Source organism: Stenotrophomonas sp. Steno-Z2 (assembly GCF_056393235.1).
Genome location: NZ_JBWJOY010000002.1, coordinates 384,427 through 404,892, shown reverse-complemented (window position 1 = coordinate 404,892; position 20,466 = coordinate 384,427). Strand labels below are relative to the sequence as shown.

Here is a 20,466-nt window from a genome sequence, read left to right as displayed (position 1 = left end):
ACACAGGGAACAGGCATGGCATTGACCAAGGCGGAGATGGCCGACCGGTTGTTCGACGAAGTCGGCTTGAACAAGCGCGAGGCCAAGGAGTTCGTCGATGCGTTCTTCGACGTGCTGCGCGATGCGTTGGAACAGGGACGCCAGGTGAAACTGTCCGGTTTCGGCAATTTCGACCTGCGGCGCAAGAACCAGCGCCCGGGCCGCAATCCCAAGACCGGGGAGGAGATTCCGATTTCCGCCCGCACGGTGGTCACCTTCCGTCCGGGCCAGAAGCTCAAGGAGCGGGTGGAGGCATATGCTGGATCCGGGCAGTAACCGCGAACTTCCGCCGATTCCGGCCAAGCGCTACTTCACCATTGGTGAGGTCAGCGAGCTGTGCGACGTCAAGCCGCACGTGCTGCGCTACTGGGAAACCGAATTCCCGAGCCTGGAGCCGGCCAAGCGCCGCGGCAACCGCCGCTACTACCAGCGCCACGACGTGCTGATGGTGCGGCAGATCCGCGGCCTGCTGTACGAACAGGGCTACACCATCGGCGGCGCCCGCCTGCGCCTGGAAGGCGAGGGCGCGCGGCAGGAGTCGGCGCTGAGCAACCAGATCATCAAGCAGGTCCGCATGGAGCTCGAGGAAGTGCTGCAGCTGCTGCGGCGTTGACCGCTTCGGCCGCAATACGCGTATAATCGCCGGCTCGCCACCACGGTGGCGGCATGCAGTAACGATCGGGGCGTAGCGCAGCCTGGTAGCGCATCTGCCTGGGGGGCAGAGGGTCGTCGGTTCGAATCCGGCCGTCCCGACCAATTACTGCAGTTGATCAAGGGCTCGCGGCATATGTCGTGAGCCCTTTTTCGTTCTGGTCCCGGTTCTTACCTTGGCTTGCAGAGCAAGGCGATCAGCGCGTCACTGCAGCCAGCCGGGCAAGCACGCGGATCCGGCGATCCAACATGCGTGCAAGGTGGTGGGCCGGGTCAGAAGCGATAACCCCGTAGCCGCGCATGGCATCGGTGATGTGTCTGCTCGACTGCGAGAGGGGCGGCGCTCCCCTTTGCATCGGGCCAGAGGCGGGCGAGCACATTCGTGCCTGCCCACCCGTGACCGACGGATCGGGGCAACCGGGACTGGCCCGCCCAGTGGCAGGCCAGTCATCCCGCTTACGGCGCAGGGCAGAAATCGGCCTTGCACCGCTGGTAGTTGATTTCGCATTGCTCCGGGGTAAATACACCGTTTTCCAGGCAGCGGTGGAGTTGAACATCGCACTGCGAACAAGGGCTCAGCTGTGCGCTCGCCAAGCCGGATGTGGCCACTACCACCAGGAACATTACGGTCTTCAGGGTCTTCTTGATCATCGCGTCATTCCTTTGTTGCCCTGGATGGGCCCGCCAACCATAGCAATCGTGAACCTGGCTGGTTTGTGCGACGCGACACGCGGCGGCAGGTGGAGTTCGGATGTGCCCGGCGGCGTTTCAGCCGGCCATCAGGCCGGCCACGGCCAGTGCAAGGCACAGGACCGTCAACGTGCCGAACAGCAGCGGCCGCACGCGCAGGCCGGCAGGCGGACGCTGCTCGATGCGGGCGGTGCTGGTGCGCAGGATGAGTCCGGCGGGGAAGCCGCTGCGGGCCATGGTGGCGTCGCAGGCGTCCATGCAGGCGCTGCATTCGATGCAGGCATCGGTGCGGCCGTTGCGGATGTCCAGGCCGATCGGACAGGCGCGGACGCAGGCCCCGCAGTCGGTGCAGTCGCCGAGGTGGGCATCGCTGAAGGTCGGGCGTGGGCCGGCACTGGCCGGGTGCGCGGCGCGGAATACGTAGTCGCGTGCGGTCACCGGGTCCAGCAGGCCGCGCGCGCGCTGCATCACGCTTCCGCCGCCTGCGGGGCGCGTGCCGCGCGGTTCGCCGCGCCGCGCGTCGTAGTGGATCGACGGCGTGAAGGCGTCGACGAGCCAGGGCTGGACGCGGCTGTAAGGACACAGGTAGGTGCACACCTGCTCGTGCAGGAACAACACGTTGGCCCAGGTGGCCAGGGCGTAGAAGGCGATCCAGAACGTTTCCCAGCGGCCCAGCGCGAACCTGGGCAGGCCGGCGACGAGCCGGTCGATCGGCGAGAAATAGCCGACGAAGGTGAGGCCGGTCCACAGCGCGATCAGCGCCCAGAGCGCATGCCGCAGCAGCCGTCCAGTCCGTTCGCTGGCCAGACCGTTGAGCGTGGTGACACGCCGCAGTGCCCGGTGCAGGCGCGTCAGCACGGTCTGCGGGCACGCATGGGCGCACCAGAGCCGGCCATACAGGCTGGTGACCAGGCAGAGGGCGCCCAGCGCCGCCAGCGCCAGCCACAGCAGCGGCAGGATCGCCTCCGTGCGCAGGTCCAGGCCGAAGAAGTGGATGTGGCGCGCTTCCATATCGAACAGCAGCAACGCCGTGTCGCGCCAGCGCAGCCATGGCAGGCCGTAGAACAGCCCCAGCATCGTCGCCGGCACCAGCCATCGCAGGCCATGGCGCCGGTTCAATGGCCGCTGTCGCAGCGGTGTCGCCGGATGCACGGCCGGGGAATGACCGGGGCGGTGGAGGCGGCTCATTCCAGCGGTGGCTCTTCGCCGGCCGGCGGACGCAGCAGCAGGGCGGTCACGCCGCAGGCCGAAAAAGTGCCGAGCCAGGCCAGGAAGAAGCCGGCGGTATAGCCCAGGCCGCGGCTGATGCCATGGCGCGGGAAGCCGATGCGCTGCAGGTCCAGCGGGTCGAAGAAGGCGAAGAACAGCGCCGCCGCGACCGCCGCGACGAAGAAACTCGGCCACAGCACCGCGCCCAGCTGCTGTACCGGGGAGCGCCGCGCGTCGGGCGAAGTGTCGGGGTCGATCATGGTGGCATCGGGTGCTGGGCCTGGCAGGCGTACAATCGGCGCTTGCCGTTTCGCCGAAGCGGCGCTGAGGCAAGGGTGAACCTGCCCTCAGCCTAGGCAGCCCGGAAGCGGGCGGCCTTGATCTGGATCAAGCCGTGCCCGGATGCCGTTGGGCAGACTGCGGGGCAGGGCGAGGAGTTTGCAGCGATGAACGACGAGCGCCTGCCGCAGCCGGCGGCGGACCTGTGCAGCGAGGAAGAGATCGACCGCCTGGTGCGGCGTTTCTACGGGCGCGTGCGCGAGGACGACCTGCTCGGGCCGGTATTCGAGGCCCACGTGCACGACTGGGAGGCGCACATGCGCCACCTGGTCGATTTCTGGTCGACGCTGCTGCGCGGCACGCGCCGCTTCCAGGGCGCGCCGATGCAGAAGCACATGGTGATCGACGAACTGCGCGAGGAATTGTTCGAGCGCTGGCTGCTGCTGTTCCGGCAGACCACGGCCGAACTGGGCAATGTGCCGATGCAGCGGCTGGCCGACGATGCGGCCGAACGCATCGCGGGCAATTTCTGGCGGCGCTTCCAGATGTCGCGCTGGCCCACGCTGCAGGTGCTGGGGCAGTAGCCGGGAGCGGGCCGGCGCCATTGATCTGGCTCAAGGCGGCCGCGCGGGGCATCGGGCAGGCTGTGCGCATGGACACGACCACCGCATCACCCGACCCGCTGGGCTGGACTTTCGACCCGGACATCCTGCGCCGCCACGACCGGCCGGGCCCGCGCTACACCTCCTATCCCACTGCGCCGCATTTCCACGATGGCCATGGCGCCGGGCAGTTCCGCGCAGCCATCGCGCGCAGCAATGCGTCGAGGCGGCCGCTGTCGCTGTACGTGCATGTGCCTTACTGCACCAGCCCGTGTTTCTACTGCGGCTGCAACCGCGTCGTCAGCCGCGACCGCGGCAAGGGTGCGCCCTATGTCGACCGCGTGCTGGCCGAAGTGGACCGCGTGGCGCCGCTGTTCGCGCCGGAGCGCGAGGTGATCCAGCTGCATTTCGGCGGCGGCACGCCGAACTTCCTTGAACCTGGGCAGCTGTCGCGCCTGGTCGAGGGGCTGCGCCGGCGCTTCCGCTTCAGCGACGACGGCGGCCGCGATTTCTCCATCGAACTGGACCCGCGCTCCGTCTCTCCGGCCGACATCGCCGTGCTGGCGCAACTGGGTTTCAACCGCGCCAGCCTCGGCGTACAGGATTTCGACCCGGCGGTGCAGCAGGCGATCAACCGCGTGCAGGGCGTGGACGAAACCCTGGCGATCATCGAGGCCTGCCGCCGCCATGGCCTGCGTTCGGTCAACGTCGACCTGATCTACGGTCTGCCGAAGCAGACGCCGGAAGGCTTCGCGTGCACGCTGGAAACGGTGCTGGCGGTGCGCCCTGACCGGTTGGCGATCTATGGCTATGCGCATATGCCGCAGTTGTTCAGGGCGCAGCGGCAGATCGCCGACGCCGACCTTCCCGATGCCGAGCGCAAGCTCGCGCTGCTCGGCCTGGCGGTGGAGCGCCTGTCGGCCGCCGGCTACCAGTACATCGGCATGGATCACTTCGCGCTGCCGGAGGAAGACCTGTCGCGCGCGCAGCGCACAGGCAGCCTGCACCGCAATTTCATGGGCTATACCACGCACGCCGACACCGACCTGCTGGGCCTGGGCGTGAGCGCGATCAGCAGGATCGACAACAGCTACAGCCAGAACCCGCGCGAGCTGAAGGACTGGGAAGCGCGCATCGACGCCGGCGCCCTGCCGGTATGGCGCGGACTGGAACTGGACGCCGACGACCTGCTGCGCGCCGAACTGATCCAGCAGCTGATGTGCCACGGCCGCGTGGACGGCCATGCCCTGGCCGCGCGTCACGGCATCGATTTCGAGCAGTACTTCGCCACCGAGCTGGCCGCGCTGCAGCGCCTGGCCGCCGACGGGCTGGCCCGGTATGGCGATGGCGTGGTCGCCGCGACCCGGCAGGGCCGGCCGCTGCTGCGCTTGGTCGCCATGTGTTTCGACCGCTACCTGCAGGCCCCGCAGCAGCCGGCGCGCTATTCGCGGGCGATCTGAGCCGTCAGTGATCCCATGGCAGAACCGTAGGGGCGACTTCAGTCGCGAAGGGGCTTTCGCGCGTGGATGCTGCCGCCCAAGCCCCGAGTCCCGGCAGGATTTGCCGGGCAAGCCCCTTCGCGACTGAAGTCGCTCCTACGGGAGTGGCGGCCGGGTTGGATTCACAAGCGCGCGCCGATCAGGCACGCTATCGCGATGCCCGGATGGCGAAACTGGTAGACGCATCGGACTTAAAATCCGCCGGGGGCAACCCCATGCCGGTTCGATTCCGGCTCCGGGCACCAGCATGCAACCACGTCGAGGGATGGGATGAGCGCCGATATTTCCGCAGCCAGCGCGCCGCGCATCGCCATCATCGGCCTGGGCTATGTCGGCCTGCCGCTGGCGGTCGAATTCGGCCGGACGCTGGACACGCTCGGCTACGACATCGACGCCGCGCGCGTGGCCGAGCTGCGCGAAGGCCATGACCGCACGCTGGAACTGGACGCCGCCGAACTGGCCGCGGCCACCTGCCTGCGCTACTGCGCCGATGCGACGGAGCTGGCGCGGTGCAATGTGTTCATCGTCACCGTGCCCACGCCCATCGACGCCTGGGAGCAGCCGGACCTGGAGCCGCTGCGCGGCGCCAGCCAGCTGATCGCCGGCGTGCTCAAGCGCGGCGACCTGGTGATCTACGAATCCACCGTCTACCCCGGCACCACCGAGGAAGTCTGCGTGCCGCTGCTGGAGCAGGGCTCGGGCCTGCGCTTCAACCAGGACTTCTGGTGCGGTTACAGCCCGGAGCGGATCAATCCCGGCGACCGCCAGCGGCGCCTGCCGGACATCCGCAAGATCACCTCGGGTTCCACGCCGGAAGCGGCGGAGGTGGTGGATGCGCTGTACCGGCGCATCATCGCCGCCGGCACCTGGCGCGCGCCGTCGCTGCGCGTGGCCGAAGCGGCCAAGGTGGTGGAGAACATCCAGCGCGACGTGAACATCGCCCTGGTCAACGAGCTGGCGCTGATCTTCGACCGGCTCGGCATCGACACGCTGGACGTGCTCGAAGCGGCCGGCACCAAGTGGAATTTCCTGCCGTTCCGGCCGGGCATGGTCGGCGGCCACTGCATCGGCGTGGACCCGTATTACCTGCTGCACAAGTCCGAGAGCGTGGGCTACCACCCGGACCTGATCCACACCGCACGCCAGGTCAACAACCGCGTGGTCGCGCACGTGGTCGCGCGCGTGGACGCGCTGCTGGCCGGCAGGGGCAAGCCGCTGCGCGGCGCGCGCGTGCTGGTGCTGGGCGTGACCTTCAAGGAGGACTGCCCGGACCTGCGCAACAGCCGCGCGCTGGACCTGGCGCGGCTGCTGGCCGGGCAGGGCGCGGCGGTCGATGCCTTCGACCCCTGGGCCGATCCGGCCGAGGCCGAACGCGAAGCCGGCGTGGCGCTGGTCGACGCGCCGGTGCCGGCGCGCTACGACGCGGTGGTGCTGGCCGTGGCGCACCGCCAGTTCCGCGAACTCGATGCCACGCGCATCCGCGCGCTGGGCGTGGCGGACATGGTGGTCTACGACGTCAAGTCGGTGTGGCCGCGGCACGTGGTGGACGACCGGTTGTAGAATCCGGCATCACCGGTCGCGAGGACGGCAATGCATCGTTATCTGGTCTATATACTGGCGCTGGTCCTGCTGCCGGTGTCGCTGGCCCTCGCCGAACGCTGGCCCGCCTGGTACTGGGGCGTGGGCCTGTTCGGCGCGATGGCGCTGCTCGGCACCTGGGACGTGCTGCAGCGGCGCAGCGTGCTGCGGCGCAATTACCCGGTGCTGGCGCACTTCCGCTACGGCTTCGAGTCCATCGGCCCGGAAATCCGCCAGTACTTCGTGCAGAGCGACCTGGAGGACGTGCCGTTCTCGCGCCAGCAGCGGCAGCTGGTCTACCAGCGCGCGCGCAACGTGATGGACGTGGTGCCGTTCGGCACGCTGCGCAGCACCTATGCGGTGGACTACGAGTGGATCAACCACTCGATGGCGCCGACCAGCATCCCGCACCACGATTTCCGCGTGGTGATCGGCGCCGGCTGCGCGCGGCCGTACTCGGCCAGCGTGTTCAACATTTCGGCGATGAGCTTCGGCTCGCTGTCGGCCAATGCCATCCGCGCGTTGAACAAGGGCGCGAAGCTGGGCGGTTTCTACCACGACACCGGCGAAGGCTCGATTTCGCCCTACCACCGCGAGAACGGCGGCGACCTGGTGTGGGAGATCGGCTCGGGCTATTTCGGCTGCCGCGACGAGCACGGCCGTTTCAGCGAGGAACGTTTCGTCGCCAACGCCAACCACGACCAGGTCAAGATGATCGAGATCAAGCTGTCGCAGGGCGCCAAGCCCGGCCACGGCGGCGTGCTGCCCGCGGCCAAGGTCAGCGCGGAAATCTCCGTTACCCGCGGCGTGCCGATGGGCGTGGACTGCGTGTCGCCGTCGCGCCATTCGGCGTTCTCCACGCCGGTGGAACTGCTGCAGTTCGTCGCGCGCCTGCGCGAGCTGTCTGGCGGCAAGCCGACCGGCTTCAAGCTGGCCATCGGCCACCCGTGGGAATGGTTCGGCATCGCCAAGGCCATGCACGAGACCGGGCTGCTGCCGGACTTCATCGTGGTCGACGGTGCCGAGGGCGGCACCGGCGCATCACCGGCCGAGTTCATCGACCACGTCGGCGTGCCGATGAACGAGGCGCTGATCCTGGTGCACAACACGCTGGTCGGCCTGAACCTGCGCGAGCGCATCCGCATCGGCGCGGCCGGCAAGGTCACCAGCGCCTTCGACATCGCGCGCACCATCGCGCTGGGCGCGGACTGGTGCAACGCCGGGCGCGGCTTCATGTTCGCGCTGGGCTGCATCCAGTCGCTGAGCTGCCACAACGACAAGTGCCCGACCGGCATCGCCACCCAAGACCCGGGCCGCTGGCGCCACCTCGATCCGACCGACAAGGCCGAGCGGGTGCGCAACTTCCACGAGAACACCCTGCGCGCGCTGCGCGACCTGCTCGGTGCGGCCGGGCTGAACGATCCTTCCGAGCTCGGCCCCGAGCACATCCTGCGCCGGGTGTCACCGATCGAGATCCGTTCGATGGCGACGCTGTACCGCTACCTGTCGCCGGGCGAACTGCTCGACCGGGTGCCGGGCCATGCGGTGTTCCGCGAATACTGGGCCGATGCGCGCAGCGATTCGTTCGCGCCGCCGCCGCGCATCGAGGCGCTGCGCGGCACCAAGCTGCACTGAGATGTCTCCCTCCGGCAGGGGCAGGGGGTTTCCTGCCTCGCTTCGCCCGGGAGTGCCATGCGCAGCAGGCTCCGGCTCTACAGGGCAGGATTCACCGGAGCCAGGCAATCACGCCGTCGGCCGCGCGCAGCGCGCTGGCGTAGCAGGCGGTGAGCAGGTAGCCGCCGGTCGGCGCCTCCCAGTCCAGCATTTCGCCGGCGCAGAACACGCCGGGCAGGGCCTGCAGCATCAGCCCTGCGTCCAATGCTTCCAGGCGCACGCCGCCGGCGGTGCTGATGGTCTCGGCCATCGGCCGCGGCCGCAGCAGCCGCAGCGGCAGGCGCTTGAGCGTGCGCACCACCGCATCGGGATCGTTGCCGGCGTCCTTGCCCAGGACTTCAAACACCAGCGCGGCCTTGGCCGCGTCGATGCCGGCGACGCGGCGCAGGTGCTCGCCGAAGCTGCGCCCCTTGCGCGGGCGTGCCAGGTCGGCGCGCAGGCGCGCTTCGTCGCGGCCCGGCACCAGGTCCAGTTCCAGCAGCGCATGGCCGTCGCGGTTGATCGCCTCGCGCAGGTCGGCGGCGATGGCATAGACCAGGCTGCCTTCGATGCCGTACTCGCTGGCGACGCACTCGCCCTGCAGTTCCTGCGGGACGCCGCGCAGGTCCCGCCAGTGCGCGATGACCGGCTTGAGCGGGCTGCCGGCATGGCGCTGGCGGAAATGCCCGCTCCAGGCGATGTCGAAGCCGCAGTTGGCCGGCTGCAGCGGCGCCACGTCCACGCTGCGCGCGCGCAGCGTGTCCACCCAGGCGCCATCGGAACCGAGTTCGGGCCAGCTGCCGCCGCCCAGCGCCAGCACCGTGGCGTCGACGCTCACCGCGGTCTCGCCGTCGCTGGTCTGCATGCGCAGCATGCCGTCGTCGTTCCAGCCCAGCCAGCGATGCTGCACGTGGAAGCGCACGCCCTGTTCCTTCAGCCGCCGCACCCAGCCGCGCAGCAGCGGCGCGGCCTTGCGGTCCAGCGGGAACACGCGGCCGGAGCTGCCGACATAGGTGTCCACGCCCAGCCCCTGCGCCCAGCGGCGCAGGGCATCGGCATCGAAGCCGTCCAGCCAGCCGGCCACCTCCGCCGCGCGTTCGCGGTAGCGGTGGTCGAACTGCGGGCGCGGTTCGGAGTGGGTGAGGTTCAGGCCGCCCTTGCCGGCGATCAGGAACTTGCGCCCCGGCGAGCCCTTGGCCTCGTACAGGTCGACCGCCAGGCCGGCCGCGCGCAGGCGTTCGGCGGCGAACAGCCCGGCGGGGCCGCCGCCGACCACCGCCACGCGCCTGCCCGCGGAGCCGGGGTCAGCGCGGCTGGACATCGAGCAGTTCGACGTCGAACACCAGTGAGGAGCCGGGCGGGATCGGGCCGGCGCGGCGGCTGCCGTAGCCGTAGTCGGCCGGAATCATCAGCGTGCGCCTGCCGCCGACCTTCATGCCGGCCACGCCCTCGTCCCAGCCGCGGATGACCTGCCGCTCGCCGAGATTGAAGGTAAACGGCTCGCCGCGGTCGAGCGAGCTGTCGAACTTCTCGCCGTGCTTGTCGGCGGTGCGCTCGTCGTAGATCCAGCCGGTGTAATGCACCGTGACCCTGGTGCCCGGGACCGCCTCGGCGCCGGTGCCCGGTACGCTGTCGATGCGCTCGAAGGCGGCGATGCTGCCGCCCGGTGGCGGGCCGGGCGGGGTGCAGCCGGCGGCGAGCAGGGACAGCAGCAAGGGGACGAGCAGGCGACGCATGGTGGCTCCAGGTTGAAGACGGCCCATGGGGTGCATGGGTTCCACGGGGCAACGGGACGAAGCGGATCCCCGCACAAGGCGATGCGGTGCCATTGCGAGGGGCTCACGCGGGTGCGGCAAGGGTAGCGCATCGCCAGCGGGTATCATGGCGCGATGGCGAAACTGCTGCTCAATCTGCGCAATGTCGACGAGGACGAAAGCCGCGAGGTCGGCGAACTGCTCGACCGCCACGGCATCGCCTGGTACCGCACCGAACCCAGTCCCTGGGGCATTTCCTTCGGCGGCATCTGGCTGCGCGAACGCGAGGACCATGCGCGTGCGAAGGAACTGATGGCGGCCTACCAGGCCGAGCGTTCCCGGCGCGTGCGCGCCGAACGCGAGGCGGCGCTGCGCGACGGCACCGCCGAGACCTTCGGCTCGCTGTTCCGGCGGCGGCCGCTGTACGTGATCGCCGTGCTGCTGGGCATGCTGGCCGCCGCGGCGCTGGTGCTGCTGCCGTTCATGCTGCTGCGTGGCTGACGGGCGGCGGCCACGTAAAATACGCCGATGATCGTCAATACCGCCGCCTACCACTTCGTTCCCGTCGCCGATGCCGAGGCGCTGGCCGCCACCCTGCTGGAGCGGGCGCAGGCGCGCGAACTGCGCGGCACCCTGCTGGTGGCGGACGAGGGCATCAACCTGTTCCTGGCCGGCAGCCGCGACGGCATCGATGGCTTCTACGCCGAACTGAAGGCTGACGCACGCTTCGCCGCCATGCGGGTCAAATACAGCTACAGCCACATGCAGCCGTTCGCGCGGCTCAAGGCCAAGGTCAAGCCGGAGATCATCAGCTTCCGCCGCGACGACGGCCAGCCGCTGGACTACCCACGTGCGCCATCGGTGGCCCCGGCCACGCTGCAGCGCTGGCTGCGGCAGGGGCACGACGACGATGGCAGGCGCGTGGTGATGCTCGATACCCGCAACGCGCAGGAGTTCGAGCACGGCACCTTCGCCGGTGCGCTGACCCTGCCGATCGCCCGTTTCACCGACCTGCCGCAAGCCCTGGAACCGCACCGCGCGGACCTGGCCGATGCCACCGTGGTCAGCTTCTGCACCGGTGGCATCCGCTGCGAGAAGGCCGCGCTGTGGATGCGCAACGACGGCATGGACAACGTGCTGCAGCTGGACGGCGGCATCCTGGGGTATTTCGAGGAGGTCGGCGGCGAAGGCTACGAGGGCCGCTGCTTCGTGTTCGACGAGCGCGTGGCGCTGGACCCGCAGCTGCGGCCGCTGGTGGACGACGAAGCGGCCTGACTGCGCTCCCCCGGTAGGAGCGGCTTCAGCCGCGAAGGGGGCCATCGCACTGATCCTGCCGCAGCAGTCCGGACATGCACGTCCGGTGGGTTCAACGGGAAGGCCGTTTCGCGGCTGAAGCCGCTCCTGCGGGAATCGGCCGGAAAACAGTGTTCGACAGGTGGGGGCCGCGCAGGCATGGGAAACCGCGCCCTGCACCCCATGTCCTGGTCATCTCCCGCCGGAAACCGCCGCATGATTCCACTTTCCGTCCTCGACCTGGCTCCCGTCTGCGAAGGCGCCACGCCGGGCGAGGCCTTCGCCAACATGCTCGACCTCGCACGGCATGCCGAGCGCTGGGGCTACCGCCGCTACTGGCTGGCCGAGCACCACAACATGCCGGGCATCGCCAGCGCGGCGACCTCGGTGCTGATCGGCCACGTCGCCGGCGGTACCTCGACCATCCGCGTCGGCGCCGGCGGCATCATGCTGCCCAACCACTCGCCGCTGCAGGTGGCCGAGCAGTTCGGCACGCTGGCCTCGCTGTACCCCGGGCGCATCGACCTGGGCCTGGGCCGCGCGCCGGGCACCGACCATGCCACCGCCCGCGCGCTGCGCCGTTACTTCGACAGCGCCGACCAGTTCCCGCAGGACGTGAGCGAACTGCTGCACTACTTCGAGCCGGTGCAGCCGGGACAGGCCGTGCAGGCGGTGCCGGGCGCGGACGTGGAGGTGCCGGTGTGGCTGCTGGGCTCCAGCCTGTTCAGCGCGCGGCTGTCGGCGGCGATGGGCCTGCCGTTCGCCTTCGCCTCGCATTTCGCTCCGGACGCGATGGACGAGGCGCTGGCGATCTACCGCCGCGACTTCCGCCCTTCCGCGCGCCTGCGCGCGCCGTGGGCGATGCTGGCGCTGAACGTGGTGGCCAGCGAATCGGAGGCGCAGTCGCGGCGCCTGTTCACCACCCAGCAGCAGAGCTTCGTCAACCTGCGGCGCGGCCGCCCTGGGCGGATTCCGCCGCCGGTCGACGACATCGAGGCGTTCTGGGAGCCGCACGAAAAGGCGGGCGTGGAGCGGGCGCTGGCCTGCACGGTGCTCGGCGATCCTGCCCAGGTCGGCGAGGGGCTGGCGGCCTTCGCCGCGCGCCATCGCCCGGACGAGATGATGCTCACCGCCAACATCTTCGACCATGCCGCGCGCCTGCGTTCGTTCGAGCTGGCGATGCAGGCCTGGCAGGCGCGCCACTGAGGGGCGCCTGCAGGGGGTCAGCCGCCGGTCCAGCGCTGGAACAGTTCGACGGTGTGGCTGACCAGCTGCCCGGAGCCGAGTCCGAAGAACAGGCCGGCGGCGAGGGCGGCGAGCCAGTTGAACAGCATCAGCGCGCCGTCGCGCTCGATCAGCGCCAGCGCGAACAGCAGCAGCTGGAAGCCGAACAGATAGTTGGTGAAGGGAATCGGCAGCGACAGCAGGACGCCGACCATGATCAGCAGCAGGCCGGTGAACACGCGCGCCGGCAGCGGCCCCACCAGCGCCGGCAGGCGCGGCCTGAGCATGCGGTCCAGGCGCCGCAGCGGCCGCTCGATGCGGCCGAGGAAGCGGTGCATGGTGCCGCGCCTGGGCCCGCGCCGGGCGATGAAGCCCGGCACCCACGGCCGCGACAGGCCGCCCATCATCTGCAGGCCGATCAGCAGCACCAGCGGGCCGCTGACCGCGCCGCCGATGCCGGGAATGGGGATGAACGAGGGCAGGATGGCGACGAACAGGAACACGCCGAACGCGCTTTCCTGCAGGCCCTGCAGGATCCTGCCGAGCGGCTGGTGCTCCTCGGGGTCGCCCTGTTCGAACATCGCCAGCAGGGCGCGGATGCCCTCGTTGCGGTATGCGCCGGGCGCCTCAGCCGGCCCCGGCTCGCCGCCCTGCGGCTCAGCCGGTGGTGTCATCTTCGTCTTCTTCCGGCAGCCGGCGCAGCAGCAGCTTGTCGATGCGGGCGCCGTCCAGGTCGACGATCTCGATGCGCCAGCCGGCCCAGTCGAAATACTCGCCGGCGTGCGGGATGCGGCCGAAGGAATGCATGCACATGCCGGCCAGCGTGTAGTAGTCGCCTTCCTCGGCGTCCGGCAGTTCGACGCCGCCCATCAGCTCGCGCAGGTCGTCCACCGGCAGCGAGCCGTCCACCAGCAGCGAGCCGTCCTCGCGGGTGACCACCAGCGCGTCCTCGTCGGTGTTCTCCGGCGCCTGCAGGCGGCCGACCACCGCGCCCATCAGGTCGCTGATCGTCACCAGGCCCTGGATCTCGCCGTATTCGTCCACCACCAGCGCCATCGACTGGTGCTCCTCGCGGAAGATCTCCAGCAGCTTCATCGCATGGGTGGACTCGGAGACGTAGAGCGTCTCGCGCAGGTTCTCGAACAGCGCGTGCCCGTCGCCCTGCAGGCGGCGGGTGACCAGCGACTTGACCTCGAGGATGCCGGCGATGTCCTGGTCGTTGCCGCGGTATACCGGATAGCGCGAGAAGGCATGCTCGTGCATGGTTTCCAGGTTCTTCTCCGCGTCGGCGGTGGTGTCCAGCCAGGCGATGCGGTTGCGCGGGGTCATCAGGCTGTCGGCGGTGCGGTCGCCCAGGCGCATGACCCGGTTCATCATGTCGCGCTCGTGGATGTCGATCACGCCGGCCTCGTGGCTTTCGGCCACCAGCATGCGGATCTCCTCTTCGGTCACCGACGCCGAGTCGGTCTTGCCCAGCCCCAGCAGGCGCAGCACCAGCCGCGTGGTCCGCGACAGCAGCCACACGAACGGGAAGGCGAGGGTGGCCAGCCAGCCCATGGGCATCGCCACCAGCCCGGCGATGTCCTCCGAACGGGTCAGCGCCAGCCGCTTGGGCACCAGCTCGCCGAAGATCAGCGTGACGAAGGTGATCAGGGTGACCGCCAGTGCCTTGCCCACCGCGCCGGCATAGGTGAAGCCCGGCATCAGGCCCTGGATCCAGGCGGCGATGGCCTCGCCCAGCGCTTCGCCGCCCAGGAAACCGGTCAGCACGCCGATCACGGTGATGCCGATCTGCACGGTGGACAGGAAGTTCTCGGGCTTCTCGGCCAGCGCCAAGGCGCGCTCGGCGCGCTTGCTGGTGGCCGACATCTGCTTGAGCCGGCTCTTGCGCGAGGTCATGACCGACATCTCGGACATGGCGAAGAAGCCGTTGAGCAGGATCAGGGCGAAAACGATGAGGATCAGTTCAAACACGGGTCGCTCCCCGGGTCGATGGCAGGGAGGGCGGGTGCTTGCGGTGGCGGCAGGAGCTCAGGGGCGTGCCCGGGCGCTGCGGCGGGGGATAGGGGTCGTCGTCCATAAGGTGCGCCCGCGGGGCGCCGGCGCATCTTAGCAAACCGCCGTGCAGGGCCGGCAACTGCCCGTTCATTTTCGCCGGCGGGCGCCGGGCGGGAATACCCGAGAAGTCATCCAGCCGTCATAATCCGCCCCGGTGCCGTCCCTCCGCGACGGCGAACAGGCATTCCCAATGTTTTCATTGCAGACCATTTTCGGCTCCGGCAAGCAGTTCTACACCTACCTCGACGAGGCCGCCCAGGCCGCCGCCGACAGCGCCAAGGCGCTGCACGCGATGATGCGCGAGGCCGACCGGCAGCCGGCTCTGGATGCGTTCAAGCTGGCGCGCCTGCGCGAGCGCGCAGCCTCCGACAAGATCAGCCAGGCGCTGGTGGACAGCTTCATGACCCCGATCGAGCGCGAGGACATCGAGGCACTGGGCTCGGCGCTGTACAAGATTCCCAAGCAGATCGAGAAGTTCGCCGACCGCTATTCGCTGGCCACCCAGCACCTGGCGCAGATCGACTTCGCCCCGCGCGCGGCGATGCTGGAGCAGGCCGCCGACGTGGTGGTGGACATGGTCAAGGACCTGCGCCACATGAACATCGACCGCATGACGGCGATGAACGAGAAGCTGCGCGCGCTGGAGAACGAGGCCGACCGGCTGATGCTGGAGCTGTACCGCGAGATCTATTCCGGGCGCCTGGACAACCTGCAGATGTTCCTGCTCAAGGAATTCTTCGAGATCCTGGAAAAGGCCATCGACCGCTGCCGCGAGGCGGGCGTGGTGGTCTACCAGATCGTGTTGAAGAACAGCTGACGGGGACGGTCGATGCTCACCCTCGTACTGGTGGTGATCCTGGCAGCCCTCGTCTTCGAGTTCATCAACGGCTTCCACGACACCGCCAACTCCATCGCCACCGTGGTGGCGACCAAGGTGCTCTCGCCCGGCTGGGCGGTGATGCTGGCCGCGGGCATGAACCTGATCGGCGCGCTGACCGGCACCGCGGTGGCGCTGACCATCGCCAACGGCCTGCTCAACACCGACGTGGTCGAGGTCACCCCGCAGGTGATCCTGTGCGCGCTGCTCGGCGGCATCGTCTGGAACCTGATCACCTGGTGGAAGGGCCTGCCGTCCTCGTCCTCGCACGCGCTGATCGGCGGCCTGTGCGGCGCCGGCCTGGCCGCCGCGCACAACAACTGGGACGCGCTGATCTGGTCGCAGAGCGTGGGCAACTGGGCGCAGAACAAGGGCCTGCTGTGGAAGGTGTTCGTGCCGATGATCACCTCGCCGATCGCCGGCTTCCTGCTCGGCATCGTGGTGATGTGCCTGCTGTGGGCGATCATCGCCGGCATGGCGCGGGCCGGCGGCGTGCTGCGGCGGCTGGCGCGGCCGCGCTGGGTCAATGCCTTCTTCGGCAAGGCGCAGATCGTCTCGGCCGCCTACATGGGCTTCGCCCACGGCCACAACGACGCGCAGAAGACCATGGGCATCATCGCCATGACCCTGATCGGCGCCGAGGCCACCGGTGCCTTGAACGACCTGCCCTCGTGGCTGGCGTTCATGCACCCGGACGCGCACGCCGGCGACGGCATCGCCATGTGGATCGTGCTGACCTGCGCGGTGGTGATGGCCGCCGGTACCGCCTCCGGTGGCTGGAAGATCATCAAGACCCTGGGCCACAAGATGGTCAAGCTGCACCCGATCCACGGCTTCGCCGCGGAGACCAGCTCGGCCACCATCCTGACCCTGGCCGCGCACTTCGGCATGCCGGTGTCGACCACGCACAGCATTTCCACCGCGATCATGGGCGTGGGCTTCGCCAAGAACCCCAAGTCGCTGCGCATCGGCGTGATCGAGCGCATCGTCTGGGCGTGGATCCTGACCATCCCGGCGGCCGGCGGCTGCGCCTACCTGATCCTGAAGCTGTTCGCCCTCGTCGGCTGGAACTGACCGGAACCTCCCGCCGGACGCATGAACAAAGGCCCGCCGTTCCCGGCGGGCCTTTCGTTTGTATGCGGGGCGGCGGTTGTCAGTTGCGCTGGTACATGGCGCGCACGTCGCGGCGGAACGCGGCCTGGCTGTCGGCGCGGCTGTAGAACATGTGCCCGCCCGGGTAGCTGCGCACCTGCACGCGCTGCGGGTCGCTGCCCATCGCCGGCATCTGGTCCACGGTCAGGATCGAACCCATGAACGGACACGACAGGTCGTTCCAGCCATGCGCGATCAGCACCTGCAGGCGCGGGTCGATGGCCACCGCCTGGCGCAGCTGGGTGACCGCGCCGGCGCGCAGGTCGCCGTTGCGGTCCCACTGGCGGTTCACTTCGTAGCTCAGCGCGTTGTAGCGGGCGTCGACCTTCCAGCCGACCACGCGGGTGACGAAGTCCACCATCGCGGTGGTGGTCGGGGCGATGATGCTGTCCAGCAGCGGGTCGTTGGCGCGCTGCTCCGGATCGTTGGGGAACGGATCGAACGCGGTCACGTTGGAGTCGTAGCGGCTGCCCAGCGTGCCCTTGTCGCGGAATATCTCGCGCAGGTAGGCCTGGGTTTCCAGGCGGCCGCCGGCGCGGCGCACGAACACCGGGTCCAGGCCGGTCAGCTCGGTGACCCGGCGCAGCATCGCCTCGGTCGCCTGCGGGTCGGAGCGGCCCTTCATCAGCGCGGTGGCGTAGTCGCCGCGGGTGTACTCGACCACCTCGCGCATGGCCTCGTCGCTGAGCCGGCCCTGGCGTTCCAGGTGCGCGGCGGCGATCGAGGGCAGGGTCTGGATCCACGCCATCGGCGAGACGTCGCTGTTGTCCTCCAGGGTCGGGCTCAGGTAGGGCGAGACCAGCACCAGTCCGTTCATCGCCACGCCCAGCCGGGTCTGCAGGTAGTGGGTGATGCGCGGGCCGCGGTAGCCGCCGTAGCTTTCGCCGGCCAGGTACTTGCGCGAGGTCATGCGCTGGTTCTTCAGCAGCCAGTCGTAGACCGCGCGCGACAGGTATTCGACGTCGGCGGTGGGGGTGAAGAACTGCTTCTTCGCTTCGTCGCCGGCGATGCGGGCGCGGCTGAAGCCGGTGCCGATGGGGTCGATGAACACCAGGTCGGTGAAGTCCAGCCAGGTGCCGGGGTTGTCGCGCAGCGTGGCTGGCGCCGAGGCGCTGTCGCCCTCGCTGCCGAAGGCCACCACCTTCGGGCCGACCGCGCCGAGGTTCAGGTAGACCGACGAGGCGCCGGGGCCGCCGTTGAGCGCGAAGGTGACCGGGCGGTCCTTGCCGGGCACGGTGTAGGCGGTGAACACCACGTCGCCGATGGTTTTGCCCTGCGCGTCGCGCACCGGCAGCGAGCCGACGGTGGCGGTGTAGTCGAGCGTGCGGCCTTCCAGGCGCATGCTCTGGCGGACCGAGGCATCGGCCGGCAGCGGTGCCGGAGCGGCCGTGGCGGCCTTGTCTTCGGCGGCGTCGGCCTTGGCCGGGGCGGGTGCAGCGAGCAGCAGGCCGGCGCCAAGCGCGGCCACGTACAGCAGGTGTTTCATGCGGACGACCACAGGATCAGGGAACGCCCGATCCTATGCCCGTGCAGGAAGACGCAAATGTGCCCAAAGCCATGGAGGGCGTGGCCGCAGGAGCGCACTTGCGTGCGCGATGGAACTCTATCGAAGTCTCGCCGTTTCAAAGCCCCTCTCCCGATGGGAGAGGGGTTGGGGAGAGGGGGGGAAGTCTCGCGCAGCCCGCATTTGCAAGGCTTCGCACGTAGCCCCATCCGCCCCATCGGGGCACCTGCGTTCGGCACATCCTTGTACCTGGCCCTTCGGGCGACTTCGCCGTGCGCATCGACAATGCTGTCGATGCGTCTCCCGGAGGGAGAAGGGAGATGCCGTCCGTCGGCAAGGACGAACGATGATGGGGGCCGTTATACCTCCAAGGAAGCCAGGTCGCCCTTGCTCTCCAGCCAGCCCTTGCGGTCGCCCGCCCGCTTCTTCGCCAGCAGCATGTCCATCAGCGAACGGGTCTGCTCGTCGTCGTCCACGGTCAGCTGCACCAGGCGGCGGGTGTCGGGATGGATGGTGGACTCGCGCAGCTGCTGCGGGTTCATCTCGCCCAGGCCCTTGAAGCGGGTGACGCTGACCTGGCCGCGGATCTTCTCGCGTTCGATCTTCTCCAGCAGCGAGCGCTTCTCTTCCTCGTCCAGCGCGTAGAACACCTGCTTGCCCACGTCCACGCGGAACAGCGGCGGCATCGCCACGAACACGTGGCCGGCGGCGACCAGCGCGGGGAAGTGCTTCAGGAACAGCGCGGTGAGCAGGGTGGCGATGTGCAGGCCGTCCGAGTCGGCGTCGGCCAGGATCACCACCTTGCCGTAGCGCAGGCCGGACAGGTCGTCCTTGCCCGGGTCGCAGCCGATGGCCACGGCCAGGTTGTGCACTTCCTCCGAGGCCAGCACGCTGCCCGAGGCCACCTCCCAGGTGTTGAGGATCTTGCCGCGCAGCGGCAGGATCGCCTGGAAATCCTTGTCGCGGGCCTGCTTGGCGCTGCCGCCGGCCGAATCGCCTTCCACCAGGAACAGCTCGGTGCGCGACAGGTCCTGGCTGATGCAGTCGGCCAGCTTGCCGGGCAGCGCCGGGCCCTGGGTGACCTTCTTGCGGACCACCAGCTTCTCGGTCTTCAGGCGCGCGCTGGCGCGCTCGATGGCGATCTGCGCGATCTTCTCGCCCACTTCCACGTTCTGGTTCAGCGCCAGGCTGAAGGCGTCGTGGGCGGCGCCCTCGACGAAGCCGGCGGCCTGGCGCGAGGACAGGCGCTCCTTGGTCTGGCCGCTGAACTGCGGGTCGGTCATCTTCAGCGACAGCACGAACGACACGCGGTCCCACACGTCTTCCGGCGCCAGCTTGACGCCGCGCGGCAGCAGGTTGCGGAAGTCGCAGAACTCGCGCAGCGCCTCGGTCAGGCCGGTGCGCAGGCCGTTGACGTGGGTGCCGTGCTGGGCGGTGGGGATCAGGTTGACGTAGCTCTCCTGCACCAGCTCGCCTTCCGGCAGCCAGGCCACGGCCCAGTCCACCGCCTCGGTTTCCTTCTTCAGCACGCCGACGAACAGGTCGGCCGGCAGCATCTCGCGCTCGCCCAGCTCGGCCTTGAGGTAGTCACGCAGGCCGTCCTCGTAATGCCAGGTTTCGGTCTCGCCGGTGGCCTCGTCGGTCAGCCGGACGGTCAGGCCCGGGCACAGCACCGCCTTGGCGCGCAGCAGGTGGCGCAGCGCGCGCACGTTGAACTTCGGCGTGTCGAAATACTTCGGGTCGGGCCAGAAGCGCAGGCGGGTACCGGTGTTCTTCCTGCCCACCGTGCCGACCACTTCCAGCGGGCTGGCGCGGTCGCCGTCGCGGAAGCTGATGCGGTGCTCGCTGCCCTCGCGCCGGATGTGGATCTCCACCAGCGTGGACAGCGCATTGACCACCGACACGCCCACGCCGTGCAGGCCGCCGGAGAAGGTGTAATTGCGGTTGCTGAATTTGCCGCCGGCGTGCAGCCGGGTCAGGATCAGCTCGACACCGGGGATCTTCTCCTCCGGGTGGATGTCCACCGGCATGCCGCGGCCGTCGTCGCTGACCTCGCAGCTGCCGTCCTTGAACAGCGTGACCTCGACGGTCTTCGCATGCCCGGCCAGCGCCTCGTCCACCGAGTTGTCGATGACTTCCTGCGCCAGGTGGTTGGGCCGCGCGGTGTCGGTGTACATGCCGGGGCGGCGTTTGACCGGGTCCAGGCCGGAGAGGACTTCGATGTCGGCGGCGTTGTAACGGGCGTTCATGTATCTCGACAAGGCACTGATGCGACGGGCAAGTTTGCGGTCTGCCGGGGAAATTTGCACGCAGGTGTTCAGTGCGGGGAGGGGCGGGCGGGGGTATCCTCTGCGCGCTGGAAAGTACGCAACCGACCCCCATGTGTCGGTGGAGACTCCGGAGG

Annotated in this window: 20 protein-coding genes and 2 tRNA genes; 13 read left to right on the top strand and 9 right to left on the bottom strand. The window is 69.2% G+C overall.

The features are described from left to right. Nucleotides 1-15 precede the first annotated feature (15 nt). The 3 genes from AC06FP_RS06975 to AC06FP_RS06965 all read left to right on the top strand — a co-directional run bounded on the left by AC06FP_RS06975 (nt 16) and on the right by AC06FP_RS06965 (nt 795). Nucleotides 16-315, top strand: coding sequence for an integration host factor subunit alpha (locus AC06FP_RS06975; RefSeq protein ID WP_054657702.1), 300 nt, complete (start codon nt 16-18; stop codon nt 313-315). Then, nucleotides 296-652, top strand: a complete 357-nt coding sequence (locus AC06FP_RS06970) for a MerR family transcriptional regulator (protein ID WP_055769947.1) — start codon at nt 296-298, stop codon at nt 650-652. The genes AC06FP_RS06975 and AC06FP_RS06970 overlap by 20 nt, the downstream gene beginning before the upstream one ends. A 66-nt stretch (nt 653-718) precedes the next feature. Then, nucleotides 719-795, top strand: a tRNA-Pro gene (locus AC06FP_RS06965). Nucleotides 796-1,146: 351 nt separating this feature from the next. Here AC06FP_RS06965 and AC06FP_RS06960 read toward each other — a convergent pair. The 3 genes from AC06FP_RS06960 to AC06FP_RS06950 all read right to left on the bottom strand — a co-directional run bounded on the left by AC06FP_RS06960 (nt 1,147) and on the right by AC06FP_RS06950 (nt 2,849). Further along, nucleotides 1,147-1,341, bottom strand: a complete 195-nt coding sequence (locus AC06FP_RS06960) for a hypothetical protein (protein ID WP_478075002.1) — start codon at nt 1,339-1,341, stop codon at nt 1,147-1,149. Nucleotides 1,342-1,458: 117 nt separating this feature from the next. Further along, nucleotides 1,459-2,568, bottom strand: a complete 1,110-nt coding sequence (locus AC06FP_RS06955; protein WP_478075001.1) for a 4Fe-4S dicluster domain-containing protein — start codon at nt 2,566-2,568, stop codon at nt 1,459-1,461. Then, nucleotides 2,565-2,849 carry a hypothetical protein gene (locus AC06FP_RS06950; RefSeq protein ID WP_456118895.1) on the bottom strand — a complete coding sequence of 95 codons (285 nt, stop codon included), beginning with the start codon at nt 2,847-2,849 and terminating at the stop codon, nt 2,565-2,567. The genes AC06FP_RS06955 and AC06FP_RS06950 overlap by 4 nt, the downstream gene beginning before the upstream one ends. Nucleotides 2,850-3,035: 186 nt before the next feature. Here AC06FP_RS06950 and AC06FP_RS06945 point away from each other — a divergent pair, with 186 nt between their 5' ends. From AC06FP_RS06945 to AC06FP_RS06925, 5 genes are all read left to right on the top strand, one after another. Then, nucleotides 3,036-3,452, top strand: coding sequence for a group III truncated hemoglobin (locus AC06FP_RS06945; RefSeq protein WP_478075000.1), 417 nt, complete (start codon nt 3,036-3,038; stop codon nt 3,450-3,452). Nucleotides 3,453-3,520: 68 nt separating this feature from the next. Beyond that, nucleotides 3,521-4,930, top strand: a complete 1,410-nt coding sequence (gene hemN, locus AC06FP_RS06940) for an oxygen-independent coproporphyrinogen III oxidase (RefSeq protein ID WP_478074999.1) — start codon at nt 3,521-3,523, stop codon at nt 4,928-4,930. Nucleotides 4,931-5,127: 197 nt separating this feature from the next. Next, nucleotides 5,128-5,214 (top strand) — tRNA-Leu (locus tag AC06FP_RS06935). A gap of 25 nt (nt 5,215-5,239) precedes the next feature. Next, nucleotides 5,240-6,529 carry a nucleotide sugar dehydrogenase gene (locus AC06FP_RS06930; protein WP_478074998.1) on the top strand — a complete coding sequence of 430 codons (1,290 nt, stop codon included), beginning with the start codon at nt 5,240-5,242 and terminating at the stop codon, nt 6,527-6,529. Nucleotides 6,530-6,559: 30 nt separating this feature from the next. Then, on the top strand, nt 6,560-8,182 hold the full coding sequence (locus AC06FP_RS06925; RefSeq protein ID WP_478074997.1) for an FMN-binding glutamate synthase family protein: 1,623 nt from the start codon (nt 6,560-6,562) through the stop codon (nt 8,180-8,182). Nucleotides 8,183-8,273: 91 nt separating this feature from the next. Here AC06FP_RS06925 and AC06FP_RS06920 read toward each other — a convergent pair whose 3' ends face one another. Both AC06FP_RS06920 and AC06FP_RS06915 read right to left on the bottom strand, forming a co-directional pair. Beyond that, complete coding sequence (locus AC06FP_RS06920; protein ID WP_478074996.1) at nt 8,274-9,521, bottom strand: TIGR03862 family flavoprotein; 1,248 nt, start codon at nt 9,519-9,521, stop codon at nt 8,274-8,276. Beyond that, the gene (locus tag AC06FP_RS06915) at nt 9,505-9,936 is read right to left on the bottom strand and encodes an FKBP-type peptidyl-prolyl cis-trans isomerase (protein WP_478074995.1); all 432 of its coding nucleotides are present in this window, start codon (nt 9,934-9,936) and stop codon (nt 9,505-9,507) included. The genes AC06FP_RS06920 and AC06FP_RS06915 overlap by 17 nt, the downstream gene beginning before the upstream one ends. Nucleotides 9,937-10,089: 153 nt before the next feature. Here AC06FP_RS06915 and AC06FP_RS06910 point away from each other — a divergent pair, with 153 nt between their 5' ends. The 3 genes from AC06FP_RS06910 to AC06FP_RS06900 all read left to right on the top strand — a co-directional run bounded on the left by AC06FP_RS06910 (nt 10,090) and on the right by AC06FP_RS06900 (nt 12,453). Beyond that, entirely contained in the window at nt 10,090-10,455 is a 366-nt protein-coding gene (locus AC06FP_RS06910) for a DUF6164 family protein (RefSeq protein WP_456118908.1), read from the top strand. A gap of 27 nt (nt 10,456-10,482) precedes the next feature. Beyond that, on the top strand, nt 10,483-11,229 hold the full coding sequence (locus AC06FP_RS06905) for a sulfurtransferase (RefSeq protein WP_478074994.1): 747 nt from the start codon (nt 10,483-10,485) through the stop codon (nt 11,227-11,229). 234 nt (nt 11,230-11,463) lie between these two features. Then, nucleotides 11,464-12,453 carry an LLM class flavin-dependent oxidoreductase gene (locus tag AC06FP_RS06900; RefSeq protein WP_478074993.1) on the top strand — a complete coding sequence of 330 codons (990 nt, stop codon included), beginning with the start codon at nt 11,464-11,466 and terminating at the stop codon, nt 12,451-12,453. Between the two features lie 17 nt (nt 12,454-12,470). Here the strand turns inward: AC06FP_RS06900 and AC06FP_RS06895 are convergent, their stop codons facing one another. Both AC06FP_RS06895 and AC06FP_RS06890 read right to left on the bottom strand, forming a co-directional pair. Then, nucleotides 12,471-13,145 (bottom strand): exopolysaccharide biosynthesis protein, encoded by a 675-nt coding sequence (locus AC06FP_RS06895; RefSeq protein WP_456118914.1) that lies wholly within the window; start codon nt 13,143-13,145, stop codon nt 12,471-12,473. Beyond that, nucleotides 13,129-14,445 (bottom strand): hemolysin family protein, encoded by a 1,317-nt coding sequence (locus tag AC06FP_RS06890; RefSeq protein ID WP_478074992.1) that lies wholly within the window; start codon nt 14,443-14,445, stop codon nt 13,129-13,131. The genes AC06FP_RS06895 and AC06FP_RS06890 overlap by 17 nt, the downstream gene beginning before the upstream one ends. A 274-nt stretch (nt 14,446-14,719) precedes the next feature. Between AC06FP_RS06890 and AC06FP_RS06885 the strand changes: the two genes are divergently transcribed. Beyond that, complete coding sequence (locus AC06FP_RS06885) at nt 14,720-15,346, top strand: DUF47 domain-containing protein (protein ID WP_433851174.1); 627 nt, start codon at nt 14,720-14,722, stop codon at nt 15,344-15,346. A 12-nt stretch (nt 15,347-15,358) separates the two neighbouring features. After that, nucleotides 15,359-16,480 (top strand): inorganic phosphate transporter, encoded by a 1,122-nt coding sequence (locus tag AC06FP_RS06880; protein WP_456118916.1) that lies wholly within the window; start codon nt 15,359-15,361, stop codon nt 16,478-16,480. 79 nt (nt 16,481-16,559) lie between these two features. On the opposite strand, the gene AC06FP_RS06875 is transcribed toward AC06FP_RS06880, so the two are convergent. Then, entirely contained in the window at nt 16,560-18,044 is a 1,485-nt protein-coding gene (locus AC06FP_RS06875; RefSeq protein ID WP_478074991.1) for a S10 family peptidase, read from the bottom strand. Nucleotides 18,045-18,421: 377 nt separating this feature from the next. Continuing rightward, complete coding sequence (gene parE / locus AC06FP_RS06870; RefSeq protein WP_456118920.1) at nt 18,422-20,311, bottom strand: DNA topoisomerase IV subunit B; 1,890 nt, start codon at nt 20,309-20,311, stop codon at nt 18,422-18,424. Nucleotides 20,312-20,466: the final 155 nt, after the last annotated feature.

Coding starts and splice junctions, on each gene's coding strand:
- AC06FP_RS06975 (WP_054657702.1), top strand. CDS start 16: ATGGCATTGACCAAGGCGGAGATGGCCGACCGGTTGTTCGACGAAGTC.
- AC06FP_RS06970 (WP_055769947.1), top strand. CDS start 296: ATGCTGGATCCGGGCAGTAACCGCGAACTTCCGCCGATTCCGGCCAAG.
- AC06FP_RS06960 (WP_478075002.1), bottom strand. CDS start 1,341: ATGATCAAGAAGACCCTGAAGACCGTAATGTTCCTGGTGGTAGTGGCC.
- AC06FP_RS06955 (WP_478075001.1), bottom strand. CDS start 2,568: ATGAGCCGCCTCCACCGCCCCGGTCATTCCCCGGCCGTGCATCCGGCG.
- AC06FP_RS06950 (WP_456118895.1), bottom strand. CDS start 2,849: ATGATCGACCCCGACACTTCGCCCGACGCGCGGCGCTCCCCGGTACAG.
- AC06FP_RS06945 (WP_478075000.1), top strand. CDS start 3,036: ATGAACGACGAGCGCCTGCCGCAGCCGGCGGCGGACCTGTGCAGCGAG.
- hemN (WP_478074999.1), top strand. CDS start 3,521: ATGGACACGACCACCGCATCACCCGACCCGCTGGGCTGGACTTTCGAC.
- AC06FP_RS06930 (WP_478074998.1), top strand. CDS start 5,240: ATGAGCGCCGATATTTCCGCAGCCAGCGCGCCGCGCATCGCCATCATC.
- AC06FP_RS06925 (WP_478074997.1), top strand. CDS start 6,560: ATGCATCGTTATCTGGTCTATATACTGGCGCTGGTCCTGCTGCCGGTG.
- AC06FP_RS06920 (WP_478074996.1), bottom strand. CDS start 9,521: ATGTCCAGCCGCGCTGACCCCGGCTCCGCGGGCAGGCGCGTGGCGGTG.
- AC06FP_RS06915 (WP_478074995.1), bottom strand. CDS start 9,936: ATGCGTCGCCTGCTCGTCCCCTTGCTGCTGTCCCTGCTCGCCGCCGGC.
- AC06FP_RS06910 (WP_456118908.1), top strand. CDS start 10,090: ATGGCGAAACTGCTGCTCAATCTGCGCAATGTCGACGAGGACGAAAGC.
- AC06FP_RS06905 (WP_478074994.1), top strand. CDS start 10,483: ATGATCGTCAATACCGCCGCCTACCACTTCGTTCCCGTCGCCGATGCC.
- AC06FP_RS06900 (WP_478074993.1), top strand. CDS start 11,464: ATGATTCCACTTTCCGTCCTCGACCTGGCTCCCGTCTGCGAAGGCGCC.
- AC06FP_RS06895 (WP_456118914.1), bottom strand. CDS start 13,145: ATGACACCACCGGCTGAGCCGCAGGGCGGCGAGCCGGGGCCGGCTGAG.
- AC06FP_RS06885 (WP_433851174.1), top strand. CDS start 14,720: ATGTTTTCATTGCAGACCATTTTCGGCTCCGGCAAGCAGTTCTACACC.
- AC06FP_RS06880 (WP_456118916.1), top strand. CDS start 15,359: ATGCTCACCCTCGTACTGGTGGTGATCCTGGCAGCCCTCGTCTTCGAG.
- AC06FP_RS06875 (WP_478074991.1), bottom strand. CDS start 18,044: ATGAAACACCTGCTGTACGTGGCCGCGCTTGGCGCCGGCCTGCTGCTC.
- parE (WP_456118920.1), bottom strand. CDS start 20,311: ATGAACGCCCGTTACAACGCCGCCGACATCGAAGTCCTCTCCGGCCTG.